Genomic DNA, 14857 nt, shown 5'->3' with positions numbered 1-14857 from the left:
GCTCACCGGCATCCCGCTGCTACGCTGAACAAACGTCAGTCCGGGAGTTCCATGCAGTTGAACAATTTTGCGCGTCTACGCGGTCCGGTACTGGGGTACTTCAGTCGGTCCGGCATGTGGCTGGTGTGGGTCATGAGCCTACTCGTCGCCGCCTGCACCGGCGCCCTGCTCCTGCACGGCCCGGGCTTCAACCTGCTCGTCGACGGCGTGCTGTCGATGCTCACCCAGTCTGTCCTGCTGACCGTGTGCTGGCTGGCGGTCGCCCGGGGCGGGCGCGGCCATCGCGAGCTGCTGCTGACGGCGGTGGCCGCATCCGGCGTCGTCGCCGCGAACGTCTACGCCCTTTCCGCGAACAGCCGCGGCGAGGAACTGCCGTTCCCCTCCCCGACCAACCTCGGCTACCTCATGTTCTACGCCCTGATGACGGTCGTGATCGGGATGCTCGTGCAGCGCAGTGCGCGCGGCCTGGCCTGGTCGGTGCTCCTGGACAGTGCCGTCGGCACCCTGGGCACGGCATCCGTGCTCGCGGCGCTGCTCTCCCCGTTACTGGACTCGATCGGCGACGCCAAACCCGACGCGACGGGCAGCATCGCGGTCGCTTATCCGCTGTTCAGCCTGCTGCTGGCCCTGGCCGTCGGCGGAATCGCCGCGTCACAGAGCACGAATGCCAACCGACGTTGGGTCCTCCTGGTCTTCGGCTTGATGATCTTCGCCTCCACCGACATCGTGTTCGCGATCATCGGCGACCGATACGTCATCGGCACCCCGCTGGATGCGGGCTGGGTGATCGGCCTCGCCCTCGTCGCGGTCTGGCTCGACTCGTCCACCCGTCCGGATGCCGTGCTCGGCCACGCGGCGCACAGCGCCGCCGCCCTCGCCCTGCCCGCGGTGTCGACCATCGCGGCCCTCGGCGTACTGGTGCTGTCGAGCCAGGTTCCGCTCGCCCCCCTCGCCATCGCACTCGCAGCCGCGACGTTGGGGCTGGCGGCGCTGCCGCTCATTTCGCGGCAGATGGTGCTCCGGCGCCAGCTCCGCACGGACGACCTCACCGGTCTGCCCAACCGCCGGGCGCTGTACACCGCCGTCGCCGGGCGGCTCGCAGCCGACCGGGCGCAGCCGCGCGCGCTGATGCTCCTCGACCTCGACCGGTTCAAGGAGATAAACGACAGTCTCGGCCACGACGCCGGCGACCGGCTCCTGATCCAGGTCGGGTCCCGCCTGGCCTCGGAGCTGGCACCCGGTGATTTCCTCGCCCGACTCGGCGGGGACGAATTCGCCATCCTGCTCAACGACTCCGGCCGGCTCGAGGCGGAAGCAGCCGCGCTCCGGCTGCGCACCGCACTCGCGGCACCCTTCACCCTCGAGGGAATCTCGCTGCAGACCAGCGGGAGCATCGGCATCGCACTGTACCCCGACCAGGGCGACGACCTCACCGGGCTGCTGCGCAAAGCCGACATGGCCATGTACAAGGCGAAATCCGGCCACAGCGGCCACCACGTCTACCGCAGCGCGGACAACAGCCACGGCGCGACCAGGCTCCGCACACTGCACGAGCTGCGGATAGCACTGGCCCAGGACCAGCTCGTGCTGCACTACCAGCCCAAGATCGAGCTGGGGACCGGAACGGTGAACGGAGTCGAAGCCCTCGTGCGCTGGAACCACCCCACCCGGGGTCTGCTCTTCCCCGACCAGTTCCTCGCCATGGCCGAGGAGGCCGGACTGATGCACGCCCTCACCCAGGTGGTGATGCGTCAGGCCCTCGACCAGGCAGCCGTGTGGCTGGCCGCCGGCCGCTCCTTCACCGTCGCGGTGAACCTTTCGGCCAGCTCCCTGGTCGACGCCGAACTGCCCGAGCGGGTCGCCGCCATGATCGAGAGCCGCGGCCTTCCGGCATCCGCCCTCACCCTGGAAATCACCGAGGAATTCCTGATGGCCGACAGGGACCGGGCCAGGGAGATCCTGACCCGGCTGCGTGCCAGCGGCATCCGGATCTCCGTCGACGACTTCGGCACCGGCTACAGCTCGCTCGCCTACCTCCGCGACCTGCCCATCGACGAGCTCAAACTCGACCAGTCCTTCGTCTTCCCGATGGCCGACGATGCCAGGGCCGCCGCCCTGGTCGCCTCCACCATCGACCTGGCCCACGGCCTCGGCCTCCGCATGGTGGCCGAGGGCGTCGAGAACGGATTCGCCTACGACGAGCTGGTGCGCTACGGCTGCGACTACGCCCAGGGGTACTTCATCTGCCGCCCCATCCCGGCCGCCGACCTGGACCAGTGGCTGGCCCGCCGCGAGATCACGGCGACCACCGAATGAGCGCCCTCCCCATCCGGCGGCGCTGGTCTCTCTGGGTCTTGGCCGGCCTGGTACTCGCCTACACGATCGGTCTCATGGTCCCGGACTCCGGGTTCAATCCCTTCGTCGACGGGTTCCTGTCCATGGCCGCCGGGTGGACGAGCGTCGCCGTGTGCTGGGCCGCCGCCTACCGGGCGGGCCGGGACCGCCGAAGCGGCCGGGGGCGCCGCGATGGCCACGGACGCCCGGAGGTGCTCCTCGCCGCCGGCGCCGTGACCGCCAACACGCTCGGTGACACCTACGAGCTGATCCAGCGCGGGACCGGTTTCGCCGGCTACCCCTCGCCGGCTGACGCGGGGTATCTCCTCTTCTACGTGCTGTTCCTGGCCTCCCTCATCGTGCTGGTGCGTCGGCAGCTGCGCGGCTCCACCAGGACGATGATCCTGGACAGCGTCGTCGGCTCGCTCGGTGCCGCCTCGCTTCTCGCGGTGCTGTTGACCCCCGCTCTCAACGCTGCCGTCGCGAAACCGCCGACACTCGGCACCGCGGTCGCAATCGCCTACCCGATGCTCGACCTGCTCCTCCTCGCCGCCATCGCCGGGATCGTCGCGTCGCACGGGCCGGAGTCAGGCCGCCGCTGGATGCTCCTCGTTTCCGGACTGATGATCTTCACGGGCGCCGACGTGGTGTTCGCGCTGGCACCTGACCTCTATCTGATCGGCACCCCGCTCGATGCCACCTGGGCGATCGCGATCGCCCTGATCACCCTGTGGGTCGACCGCTCGGGTGCCCCCCGCTCGACGGCCGGCCGCGGCACCGGAAGCATGTCGGCCGTGGCCGTGCCGGCGGTGTCGATCCTGGCCGGGCTCGGCGTGCTCATCCTGGCCAGCCAGGCTCCGGTGTCCGGGCTGGCCGTTCTGCTGGCCGCCTTGACGATGGCCGTGGCGACCATCCCGCTCATCGGCAGGCAACGGGTGCTCCGGGTGCTCTCCCGCACCGACGAACTCACCGGGTTGCCCAACCGGCGCGCCTTCTACACCGATGTGCCCGGCCGGCTCGGGGCCGTTGACGCCGGCCGGCGCAGCGCCCTTCTGCTCCTCGACCTGGACCGGTTCAAGGAGGTCAACGACAGCCTCGGGCACGACGTGGGCGACCGCCTGCTGGTGCAGGTGGGCGTGCGTCTGGCCGGACAGCTGCGCGCCACCGATCTGCTGGCCCGCCTCGGCGGCGACGAATTCGCCGTGTTGCTCGTGAACTCGGGCCACGATGAGGCCGTTCTGGTCGCCGGCAAGCTGCGCGCGGCGCTGGCCGAGCCCTTCCTGCTCGAGGGGATCACCCTGCACTCCAGCGCGAGCATGGGCATCGCCGTGCACCCCGACCAGGGGAACGACCTGACATCACTGATGCGCAAGGCCGACATGGCCATGTACAAGGCCAAGTCGACGAAGAGCGGGCACCACGTCTACCGGAGCGACGACGACAGTCACGGCGACCTGCGCCTGCGCACCCTCCAGGAGCTGCGTTCCGCGATCGGCAATGACGAGCTCGAGCTGCACTACCAGCCGAAGGTCGACCTGGCCACGGGGAACGTTCATGGCGTCGAGGCCCTCGTGCGTTGGAATCATCCCACCCGCGGCTTGCTCCTTCCGGAGCATTTCCTCGACCTGGTGGAAGAGGCCGGGCTGATGCCTGGGCTCACCCGGATCGTGCTGAACAAGGCCCTCGACCAGGCGGTGCTCTGGCGGGCCCAGGGAGAACAGCTGACGGTCGCCGTGAACCTGTCGGCGAGTTCCCTGGTCGACCGTGACCTTCCCGACCGGGTCGGCGCCATGATCGCTTCCCGGGGCCTGCCGGCATCCGTGCTGACCCTCGAGGTCACCGAGGAGTTCCTGTTGAACGACCGGGAGCGGGCACGGGACATCCTCACCCGGCTGCGGGTTCTCGGCGTGCGCATCGCCGTCGACGATTTCGGCACCGGTTACAGCTCGCTCGCCTACCTGCGCGATCTGCCCATCGACGAGCTCAAGCTCGATCAGTCCTTCGTCTTCCCGATGATCGACGACGAGCGGGCCGCCACCCTGGTCTCCTCCGCGATCGCCCTGGCCCACAGCCTGGGGTTGCAGATGGTGGCCGAGGGTGTCGAGAACAGCGTCGCCTACAACGAGCTCGTGCGCTTCGGCTGCGACTCCGCGCAGGGCTACCTGGTCTCCCGCCCGGTCCCCGCCGGGGAACTGGATGTCTGGCTCGCCGACCGCAAGGTCACCGCGATCGTTCGCGGCGCCTCCTGACCCTGCCGGCGTCGCTCAGGGCCGTTCGACCTTGTGAACCCTGACGTGCGGGAGTAGACCACGACTAGACCGGTCTTCGCGAGCAGTGGCGTTCGGGGCCATTCGAAGCCGCCTGATTGGGGTAGACGATGATGTCCCGCAGTTCCCACCGGCGGATACGCCGCACGGCCGGCCTTCTGATCGCGATTCCCGCGGTGCTCGCCCTGGCCGCCTGCGTGCCCTGGCTGCCGCTGCCCACCGACACCGCCACGCCCTCCGGCACGGCGACCACGCCGGCCACCCCTACCCCCACTCCGACCGGAACCTCCCCGGCCACCCCGCCACCGGACCAGACCGAACCGCCTCAGTCCGGCGACAAGGTCATCTCGTCCCGGCTTGCCCACGACTGGGCCTGGCCCGGACCGGACCAGCCGATCTCCGTGGTGCACGACAACACGGTTCCGATCGCGCCGCCGCCCGAGCCGCCGCTGCCCTCCCTCTACTCGATCGGCGTGGGCGCGCATCCGTCGGACAGCCCGCCGTTCGACCAGATGAGCTTCCGCTTCACGGGCGGGTTCCCCGGCTACACCCTGGAATACGTGCCGGAGCTCGACGGCGACGCCAGCGGCCTGCCGATCCCGATGCCCGGCACCAACACGATCCTGCGGGTCGTCTTCCACACCGCGCAGGCGCACACCGAAGGCGGGCAGTCGAGCGTGGTCTCGTCGCCGCCGGCCTTCGTCGGCTACAAGGCGATCACGAGGTACGCGCCCGCCGGCGATTTCGAAGGCTACGTCACCTACGGCATCGGCGTCGGCCGCCCGCTGACCTCCACCCCGCGGACCCCGGTGCGGGTCTACGAGGTCGAGAAGATCGAGCAGGGCCAGCACCTCTACGTCGTGGCAGTGCAGGTCGATGCGACAAAATGGAAGTAGGCGAGGTGCCTCGCCGGGAATGAGGGGCTGCACCCGATGGACGATCCGGTCCGGCTCGCTCGCGGCGCACCTTCCGGAACCAGGCGCTCGCTCCGCCGTGCGCCCGCTTCCCCAACCTGCGCCGAGAGCTGACGCACCCCGGGTATGGCAGACTCGGGCGCATGAATCCGAGTGGGCAGAACACGGTGGTGTCGGTGAGCCGCGATGACCGGCACCGGTTCGGCAAGCCGGCCGTCGGCAGCATCCGGTTGATCGAGGGTTTCGGCGTCGAGGGTGACGCCCACGCCGGGGCCACCGTGCAGCACCGCTACCTCGTCGCCAGGGACCCGAGCGCCCCCAACCTCACCCAGGTGCACCTCATCCCGGCCGAGCTCTTCGACGAGCTGACGGCCCTCGGCTACCAGGTTGCCCCCGGCGAACTCGGCGAAAACGTCACCACCCGGGGCATCGACCTGATCACGCTTCCGCTCGGCGCCCGCCTGCACCTCGGTGACGATGCGGTTGTGCAGATCACGGGCCTGCGCAGCCCGTGCTCCGAGATCAACGGCTTCCAGAAAGGCCTGATGAAGAAGCTCATCAGCACGGATGCCGCCGGCCGGGTCGTGCGCAAGGCCGGTGTGATGGGCATTGTCGTGCGGGGCGGAACGGTGGCTCCCCGCGACCGGATCCGGGTCGAATTGCCGGCCGGGGAGCAGCTGCCGCTCGGCGTCGTCTGACCCTCTCCCCGGCGAGCGCACGCAGCCGCGGCCGCCCGCGCCGCTAAGGTGAAGCAAGGGGATCCAGTGCGAGCGAAAGTGCAATATATGACGAAGTCCGCGCTGGCCGCCGCCTTCCGCTGGCATGCGAGCTGGCCGGCCTGGCTGCTCGGCTCCCTGCTCGCGGCATACACGGTCGGTCTGGTCCTGAAGGGCGACGCCAACAACGAGGTTTTCGAGAACGTGGCCGCGACGCTCACCCGCTGGGTGCCCGCCATCATCTGCTGGCTGGCACTGGTGCGGGTGGACAGGCGGCGCGGCGAGATGATCCTCGCCACGGCCGGGATCACCGTGAACGCCGTCGCCGACAGCTATTTCTACTTCGTCGTGCACAACAGCAGAGTCCCGCCGTTCCCGTCACCCGCCGACGCGGGCTACCTGGTCTTCTACACGCTGATGCTGGGCGCGCTCGGCGTGCTGGTGCACCGGCAACTCCGGGGGCTCTCCCGCACGGTGCTGCTCGACTGCGCCGTCGGCGCGTCCGGCACGGCCACCCTCCTGGTCGTGATGCTCGGCCCGCTGGCGGAGTCAGCCACGAACGGCCCGGAAACGCTCGGCGGCACGATCGTAACCGCCTATGCCGTGCTGGACATCCTCCTCGCGGCCACTCTCGCGGGCCTGGCCACCTCGCGCGGCCTCTTCGTCGGCCGGCGTTGGATGCTGCTGGTCACCGGCCTGGCCGTGTTCACCGGCGCCGACATCGTCTACTTCCTCACCGATTCGGGCGCTCTCTCCCTCCCCCGCGCGCCGCTGGAGATCGCCTGGGCCGGCGGGCTGGCGCTGATCGCGCTCTGGGTGCACGCGTCCGCCCGCCCGGAGGGTTCCCGGAGCCGCACCCCTCTGGCCGGCTCCGCCCTGCTCATGCCGGGCCTCGCCACGGCCGCCGGGCTCGCCGTGCTCATCGTGGGCACCCGCACGCACATGTCGACGCTCGCCGTCGTTCTCGCCGCGCTCACGATGACCCTGGCCACCGTGCCGCTGGCCTTCCGGCAGCGTGTGCTCCGTCACCAGGCCCGCACCGACGAACTGACCGGGCTGCCCAACCGGCGGGCGCTCTACTCCGAGTCGACGGTGCGGCTGGCGTCCGCGCGCCGCACCGGCACCGCCCTGCTCCTGATGGACCTCGACCGGTTCAAGGAGGTCAACGACAGCCTCGGCCACGACGTCGGAGACCGTCTGCTGATCCAGGTCGGCCTCCGGCTGACCCGCCAGCTCGGTCCGGGCGACATGCTCGCCAGGCTCGGCGGTGACGAGTTCGCCGTCCTCCTCGCGACGGCCGACCAGGACGACGCGATCGTGACGGCCATCGTGCTGCGGGCGGCCATCGCCGAAACCTTCATGCTGGAGGGCATCGTCCTGCACACCAATATGAGCATCGGCATCGCCTGCTACCCCGACCAGGGCGAGGATCTGGGCGGGCTGCTGCGCAAGGCGGACATGGCGATGTACAAGGCCAAGTCCTCCCGTGCCGGCTACCACGTGTACACCAGCGCCGACGACAGCGACTTCGGCACCCGGCTGCGCACCCTGCACGAGCTGCGGGTCGCCCTCAAGACCGACCAGCTGGTGCTGTACTACCAGCCCAAGCTCGAACTGGCCACGGGCGAGATTCGGAGCGTCGAGGCCCTTGTGCGCTGGAACCATCCCTGCCGCGGACTGCTCCAGCCCGGGGATTTCCTGCCTCTGGTCGAGGAGGCCGGGTTGATGCACGAGATGACCCACGTGCTGCTCGCCCAGGCCCTCGACCAGGCGGCGGTGTGGATGCTGAGGGAGATCCGGCTGTCGATCTCCGTCAACCTGTCCCCCAGTTCCCTGCTCGACGCGGCGCTGCCCGAGCGGATCGCCGCCATGCTGGACGCCCGCGGGCTGCCGGCATCCGTGCTCATCCTCGAGATCACCGAGGAGTACCTGATGCAGGACTACGACCTCGCCCGTGCCAGCCTGACCCGCCTGCGGGCGACGGGAGTGCGCATCTCGATCGACGACTTCGGAACCGGGTACAGCTCGCTGGCCTACCTGCGCGACCTGCCGATCGACGAGCTCAAGCTCGACCGGTCGTTCCTCACCCCGATGCAGGACGACCCGCGCGCCGCCGCTCTGGTGGCGTCCACGATCGACCTGGCCCACTCCCTCGATCTCCGGATGGTGGCCGAGGGTGTGGAGACCGCGGACGCTCTGACCGAGCTCTCGCTCTACGGCTGCGACCAGGCCCAGGGCTACTTCATCTCCCGCCCGGTGCCGGGCAGCGAGCTGGTGGCCTGGCTCGCGGACCGCGGGGCGTCCTTCCGCACCGAGGAGACCGAGGACTCCGAGGAAGACGTGCACGCCGCGCCCTGAATCCACGGCGCCGGGCTGACACCCGCACACGAGGTTGACGCCAGGGCATTGTCGAGTTGACTCCTGCCACTTCCGCCCCTAGCCTGCCAGTGGCGGGTCACCCCCGTTCGGGCGACAGTACGCGAACGGGTTGAGATGCCGGCGCGGCCCGAGTCACGACTCGCCGCACCGATCGCTCAATGAAGAGAGACCTTCCGTGACCTCCGTCCTGCCCGACACCCGCACCGAGAAGGGGCTGGCCCGCGTGGCGCAGGCCCTCGCCCGCTGGACCGAGAAGTGGTTCCCCGACGCCTACGTCTTCGCTCTCGTCGGCGTGTTCCTGGTGGCCCTGGCCGCCCTGGCCAACGGCTCCACCCCGCAGACCATCGTCGAGTCCTTTGGCACCGGCTTCTGGGACCTCACCGCGTTCACCCTGCAGATGGCGATGGTCGTGCTCACCGGCTACGTCGTCGCCACGTCACCGCCGGTGGCCCGGCTTATCTGCACCCTCGCCGCCGTACCGCGGTCCGCGGCCAGCGCCGTCAGTTTCGTGGCCCTGCTCTCGATGTCCGTGTCGTTCGTGAACTGGGGGCTCAGCCTCATCTTCGGCGGGCTGCTCGCCCGGGCCATCGCCCGCCGCGCCGACCTCCGCGTCGACTATCGGGCGCTCGGCGCCGCCGCCTTCATGGGACTCGGCGCCGTGTGGGCGCTCGGCATGTCCTCGTCGGCCGCGCAGCTGCAGGCGACGGCCGCGTCGCTGCCGCCGGCCCTGCTCGCGGTCACCGGGATCCTCGACTTCGGCAGCACCATCTTCACCTGGCAGTCCCTCACCATGTGCGCCGTCATCATCGCCCTCACCGTGGCCGTGGCGCACTTCTCGGCGCCGCGCGGCGACGCCATCCGCACTGCGCGCGATCTCGGCGTCGACCTCGACGACACGCCGGTGCCGGCGGCACCGCGCACGCGCCCGGGCGAATGGCTCGAGTACAGCCGCATCCTGCCGATCCTCGCCGGCCTGCTCACCCTCGGCTGGCTGGTCTCCCAGCTGCTCACCCTGCCGATCCTCACCGTGGTGAGCAGCCTGAACGGGTACCTGCTGGTGTTCCTCATGCTCGGCCTGGTGTTGCACGGGACACCACGCAACTTCCTCCAGGCGGTGTCGAAGGCGGTTCCGGCGACCGCCGGCATCCTGGTGCAGTTCCCGCTCTACGCCGCGATGGCGGCGATCCTCACCCGGGCGGTGGGCAACGGCGGCCTCACCGTCTCGGAGCACCTGGCCGAATTCTTCACCTCGATCGGCGGTGGCGGCGGTTTCGCCGTGATCATCGCCCTGTACACCGTGGTGTTGGGCGTCTTCGTGCCCTCCGGCGGCGGCAAGTGGCTGGTCGAGGCACCCTACGTGATGCAGTCGGCGACGGATGTCCAGATGAACCTGGGCTGGACGGTGCAGATCTACAACGTGGCCGAGGCGCTGCCCAACCTGGTCAACCCGTTCTTCATGCTCCCCCTGCTCGCCGTTCTCGGGCTCAAGGCCAGGGACCTCGTGGGGTTCACCTTCCTGCAGTTCATCTTCCACCTGCCGGTCGTGCTCGTGCTCGTCTGGCTGCTCGGCGAGACGTTCGCGTTCGTCGCCCCCGTCCTGCCCTGACCGGGCCGGTGCCCCGGCCGGGCCTGCGCCCTGCCGGCATCGGGGGCGCCGAACCCGTGCGCTACAGCGCGGTCGTGGCCTCGACGGCGTGGAACCACGGCGGGTAGACGGCGACCTTGGGCTTGTGCGTCGAAGCGGCGAGGATGCCCCGCACCTCGTCGCGCACCTTATCGTTGGCAACGCCGACCAGGGTGACCAGGTCGAACGGGAACGTCTCGGCGACGAGCAGTTCGGCGCGGAGGATCCCGTCGGATTCCGCATCCGCGCGCAGGCGGCGGAGCAGGGAGTCGGAGGTCTCCGGGGTCGCGCTGATCCGGGTCAGGGCGCCGGCGGCGTCGCCGTCGGTCACCGCGACCGCCGCGTCGGATGCGCCGGATGCGTCGGCGGCGTCCTCGGCTGCGGCCTGGGCGTCACGGAGCTTCTTGACCGTGCTGACCAGGATGACGAAATCGAAGATCTCGGCGGTGTGCGCGTCGGCGGAGAGTCGGGGATCCGTCGTGCCGGTGAGGAGACCGTCCCAGAGCCGGGCGTTCGGCGAGAGAAAGAACGGCACGTAACCGGCCACGCTCGAGCTGCCGTCGCCGGAGACCAACGCGGTGCGGCGGGCGTCCCGGTTCGGCGCCGAGGAGATGTCGACGACCGGGCGCGTGGTCCAGGCCTCACTCGTGTCGGCCAGCAGGGCGCCGCTCTCGAGGATGCCGGCCAGGTTGCGAATGTGGGTGAGGTGATAGATGCGCTGCTCGCCGACATTGTCGGCGACGACCTTGGCCGCGCCGACCACCCTGGTCGCCACGGGCGGCTTCGGCGCTCCCAGCGTCACCGTGCGCGGTGACGGCGAGCTCCGCAACGAGGGGGCGCGGGAAGCCTTGGCCCGGCTGGCCCGGGGCGCCGGCACGGTCGCCGCGATTTGAGGGGCGGCCTTCGGGAAACACAGGGCGCAGAGCCCGCCTTCAAGTCCGTGGATACATTCGTCGCTCAAGCGAAAAAAACCTTTCGTATTTCGTGGCCCCCACCGCTTCAAGACCCATGCTCGAAGACCACATATCAACGGTACGGGGGTTTCGGCCCGAACGGTGACCGATCTGGGCAATTGGCGGGCACACCTGCTCCATCCGCGGCCCTGCCCCCGGACTACATTTCGGCGGAGAAGCTCGCCACGGCCGGCGACATGTGGGAGGAATACCTGGTCGGCCCCGACAGTGGGTCGGACCCCGCGAAGTGGCAGACCCGGATCGTGTTCCCGCTGGCCTGACCCGCCCGAACCGGCGGCCGTTCCCGCCACCCGCCCTGGCACATCGCGGCCGGATGAGGGCTGCCGCGGAATACGATGGGATCAACACGCCGCGCGGACCAGGGCCCGCGGGGCCGGCTCTCCACCCCGGAGCGGCGGCCGGGCGCAGTGGCCAACGGAGGCCGGTCAGGAGGCGTCGGGTGGCCGAACATGAGGTGCCGCTGACCCGGAGCCAGCGCTGGGAGCAGTCCACCGACCGACCGCTGCTGGTGCTCGGCTTCGCGTTCCTGCTGGCCTACGCGGCGCCGATCGTGGCTCCGGAGATCGGCCCGGGCTGGCGGCTGCTGCTCGAATGGATCGAGATCGGCACCTGGGCGGCCTTCGCCGTCGACTTCATCGTGCGCCTGTCCCTCGCGCACGACCGGCTGCGCTTCGTGCGCACCCACCTGCTCGACCTGGTCGTGGTCGCCCTGCCGCTGTTCCGTCCGCTGCGGGCCCTGCGCGTGCTCTCGATCGTCATCCTCTCCGCCCGCCGGGTGAGCAAGAAGCTCAAGAACCGGGTGATGACCTACGCGGCCGTGACGGCGGTCTCCGTCTGGTTCATCGCCGGACTCGCGGTCACGGATGCCGAGCGCGGCGCGGTCGGAGCGAACATCCACTCGGTCTGGGAGGGCTGGTGGTGGTCGTTCGTCACGATGGCCACCGTCGGATTCGGCGACCTCTACCCGGTGACCGCCGAGGGGCGGCTCGTCACGGTGGGCCTCGTCGCCACCGGGATCGCCCTGATCGGCACGCTGACCGCGTTCATCGCCGCCTGGTTCGCCTCGGCCAACCGCGTGGCCGAGGAGGAGATCAAGGCCGAACTCGACGTCAGCGAGGACAAGCTCGACATCCTCGCGGCCGAGATCGCCGAGCTCAAGGCCATGGTCGCACGGCTCGTCACGGGGCGCTCGGAGTCGCCGGGACTGGCCGCCGACGGGGCGGCCGACGGGGCCACCAACGAGGCGGTCGACGGGGCCACCAACGGGGCGACCGGCGGCTCAGGCGTCGCGACTCCGAGCGCCGATACCGACTGACGACGAGGCGGGCGACTCTGGACAGGAGGTTCCCGGCCTGCCTATCCTGAAGATGAGCGAATGTCCGTTTCGGGCTGGGGAGTCGCGGTCTTTTTGCGAAATTGAGCGTCACCATGCCACCCGACGAACTGTTGCCCAGACCAACCTGCATTTCCTGCTTCGAGATCATGGAACCCGTCGCCGGGCATTGGTGGTGCAGCCACTGCGAGGAATTCGCCTCCTGAGCCGCGTGGCCCGAGCCGCGTGGCCCGAGCCGCGTGGCCCGAGCCGCGTGGCCCGAGCCGCGTGGCCCGATTCACCGCCGCACGGCCTCGTGCCAGCGCGTGTGGGTAGTCTGGCTGGATTCCCCGATCGCCTGCGGAGGCGAAGATTTGGAGTTCCATGTCGACGACCGTTCAAGGCGTCATCGCTCGATCGAAGGGCGCACCCGTTGAGCTCGTCGACATCGTGATTCCCGATCCCGGTCCCGGCGAGGTCATCGTCGACATCGAAACCTGCGGCGTCTGCCACACCGACTTCCACTACAGGGAGGGCGGCATCAACGACGACTTCCCCTTCCTGCTCGGCCACGAGGCCGCCGGCCGGGTCAGCGTCATCGGTGCCGGCGTCACCACTGTCGAGGTCGGCGACTTCGTCGTGCTGAACTGGCGTGCGGTCTGCGGCGAGTGCCGGGCCTGCACACGGGCCGAACCCTGGTACTGCTTCAACACCTTCAACGCCACCTCGAAGATGACGCTCACCGACGGCACCGAGCTGAGCCCCGCGCTCGGCATCGGCGCGTTCGCCGAGAAGACCCTCGTGCACGCGAAGCAGTGCACCAGGGTCAACCCTGCGGCGGACCCCGCGGCGGTCGGCCTCCTCGGCTGCGGCATCATGGCCGGGATCGGCGCCGCCATGAACACGGGCAACGTGAGCCACGGTGACTCGGTCGCCGTGATCGGATGCGGCGGCGTCGGCAACGCGGCGATCGTCGGGTCCCGGCTGGCCGGGGCATCCGTGATCATTGCGATCGACCGCGACGCGAAGAAGCTCGCCAAGGCGCAGCAGCTCGGCGCGACGCACACGATCGACTCGTCGGACCTCGACGAGGCCGGCGTCGTCGCGGCCGTGCAGGCGCTGACCGGCGGCTTCGGCGCCGACGTCGCCATCGACGCGGTCGGCCGCCCCGAGACGTGGCGGCAGGCGTTCTACGCCCGCGACCTGGCCGGCACAGTGGTGCTGGTGGGCGTGCCCACCCCCGAGATGATGCTGGAAATCCCGCTGCTCGACGTGTTCGGCCGCGGCGGGGCGCTCAAGTCGTCCTGGTACGGCGACTGCCTGCCCGAGCGGGACTTCCCGATGCTCACCGACCTCTACCTGCAGGGCCGGCTGCCGCTCGACCAGTTCGTCAGTGAACGGATCGGCATCGGCCACATCGAGGAGGCCTTCGGCAAGATGGCCCGCGGCGAGGTCCTCCGCTCGGTCGTGGTGCTCTGATGGCGGCCCACATCGACCACCTCGTCACCTCCGGCTCGTTCAGCCTCGACGGCGGCACCTGGGCCGTGGACAACAACGTCTGGATCGTCGGCGACGACACCGAGTGCGTCGTCATCGACCCCGCACACGACGCCCAGGCGATCCTCGAGGCGGTCGGCGACCGCAAGCTGGTCGGCATCCTCTGCACCCATGCTCACGACGACCACATCGACGCCGCAGCAGAGGTGCAGGCCGCGCGCACCGCCCCGACCCACCTGCACCCCGACGACATCGTGCTCTGGGACCGGGTCTACCCGGATGCCCCGCCCAGCCGCCCGCTCGACGACGGCCAGGTGATTCCCGTCGGCGGCATCGACCTGCAGGTGCTGCACACGCCCGGCCACTCCCCCGGCGCGGTCTGCTTCTACGCGCCGGCGCTCGGCACCGTGTTCAGCGGGGACACCCTGTTCGCCGGCGGTCCGGGCGCCACCGGCCGCTCGTTCAGCGACTTCCCCACGATCCTCGAGTCGATCAGCACGAAGCTGCTCACCCTCCCGCCGGAGACCGTCGTGCTCACCGGCCACGGCGAGCACACCACGATCGGCGCCGAGGCCGCCCTACTCCCCGACTGGATCGCCCGCGGCCACTGACCAAGGCGGCGGCTGCGGACCGCGGCGCCCCCGGCATCCGCCCCACCCTTCAGCCCCGCGGACGTCCCCGTCCGCACCCAGGCACAACTCACCCGCACAGCCATTCGCATAACTCCTGCAGATCGTCGACGACTGTCGAAACCGCCCCGTGAACACGCGGGTTCACGGGGCGGCCGGTGCTATCTGCAGGAGTTATGCGCAGGCGACGGCGATGGAGCGGCGTCCAGGC

Annotated in this window: 11 protein-coding genes; 10 read left to right on the top strand and 1 reads right to left on the bottom strand. The window is 70.0% G+C overall.

Annotated features, from left to right (window positions below; genetic code table 11):
* Positions 1–132: 132 nt before the first annotated feature.
* The 6 genes from E3O48_RS10345 (at position 133) to E3O48_RS10320 (ending at position 10216) form a co-directional block, all read left to right on the top strand.
* Positions 133–2316 carry a bifunctional diguanylate cyclase/phosphodiesterase gene (locus tag E3O48_RS10345; protein WP_166788674.1) on the top strand — a complete coding sequence of 728 codons (2184 nt, stop codon included), beginning with the start codon at positions 133–135 and terminating at the stop codon, positions 2314–2316.
* On the top strand, positions 2313–4583 hold the full coding sequence (locus tag E3O48_RS10340; protein ID WP_134538624.1) for a bifunctional diguanylate cyclase/phosphodiesterase: 2271 nt from the start codon (positions 2313–2315) through the stop codon (positions 4581–4583). The genes E3O48_RS10345 and E3O48_RS10340 overlap by 4 nt, the downstream gene beginning before the upstream one ends.
* A 128-nt stretch (positions 4584–4711) precedes the next feature.
* On the top strand, positions 4712–5497 hold the full coding sequence (locus tag E3O48_RS10335) for a hypothetical protein (RefSeq protein ID WP_134538622.1): 786 nt from the start codon (positions 4712–4714) through the stop codon (positions 5495–5497).
* Between the two features lie 161 nt (positions 5498–5658).
* Positions 5659–6213 carry an MOSC domain-containing protein gene (locus tag E3O48_RS10330; RefSeq protein WP_134538620.1) on the top strand — a complete coding sequence of 185 codons (555 nt, stop codon included), beginning with the start codon at positions 5659–5661 and terminating at the stop codon, positions 6211–6213.
* Positions 6214–6300: 87 nt separating this feature from the next.
* A complete protein-coding gene (locus E3O48_RS10325; RefSeq protein ID WP_134538618.1) occupies positions 6301–8589 on the top strand; it encodes a bifunctional diguanylate cyclase/phosphodiesterase in 2289 nt (762 codons plus the stop codon).
* A gap of 196 nt (positions 8590–8785) precedes the next feature.
* Positions 8786–10216: a short-chain fatty acid transporter gene (locus E3O48_RS10320; protein ID WP_134538616.1), complete on the top strand. Its 1431-nt coding sequence runs from the start codon at positions 8786–8788 to the stop codon at positions 10214–10216.
* Between the two features lie 61 nt (positions 10217–10277).
* Here E3O48_RS10320 and E3O48_RS10315 read toward each other — a convergent pair whose 3' ends face one another.
* Positions 10278–11195 (bottom strand): DarT ssDNA thymidine ADP-ribosyltransferase family protein, encoded by a 918-nt coding sequence (locus tag E3O48_RS10315; protein WP_166788673.1) that lies wholly within the window; start codon positions 11193–11195, stop codon positions 10278–10280.
* A gap of 111 nt (positions 11196–11306) precedes the next feature.
* On the opposite strand from E3O48_RS10315, the gene E3O48_RS17645 reads away from it, so the two are divergent.
* The 4 genes from E3O48_RS17645 to E3O48_RS10300 all read left to right on the top strand — a co-directional run bounded on the left by E3O48_RS17645 (position 11307) and on the right by E3O48_RS10300 (position 14628).
* Positions 11307–11468 (top strand): hypothetical protein, encoded by a 162-nt coding sequence (locus E3O48_RS17645; protein ID WP_166788672.1) that lies wholly within the window; start codon positions 11307–11309, stop codon positions 11466–11468.
* A gap of 179 nt (positions 11469–11647) precedes the next feature.
* Entirely contained in the window at positions 11648–12523 is an 876-nt protein-coding gene (locus E3O48_RS10310) for a potassium channel family protein (protein ID WP_166788671.1), read from the top strand.
* A gap of 381 nt (positions 12524–12904) precedes the next feature.
* Positions 12905–13999, top strand: a complete 1095-nt coding sequence (locus tag E3O48_RS10305; RefSeq protein WP_134538610.1) for an S-(hydroxymethyl)mycothiol dehydrogenase — start codon at positions 12905–12907, stop codon at positions 13997–13999.
* Complete coding sequence (locus E3O48_RS10300; RefSeq protein ID WP_134538608.1) at positions 13999–14628, top strand: MBL fold metallo-hydrolase; 630 nt, start codon at positions 13999–14001, stop codon at positions 14626–14628. Before E3O48_RS10305 ends, E3O48_RS10300 begins: the two co-directional genes overlap by 1 nt.
* The last annotated feature ends 229 nt before the right edge of the window (positions 14629–14857 follow it).

The sequence above is a fragment of the Cryobacterium sp. HLT2-28 genome (genome assembly GCF_004402495.1).
Lineage (GTDB): Bacteria > Actinomycetota > Actinomycetes > Actinomycetales > Microbacteriaceae > Cryobacterium > Cryobacterium mannosilyticum.
Note: the sequence above shows the minus strand (reverse complement) of the source record. Positions and strands in the feature narration are given on the sequence as shown.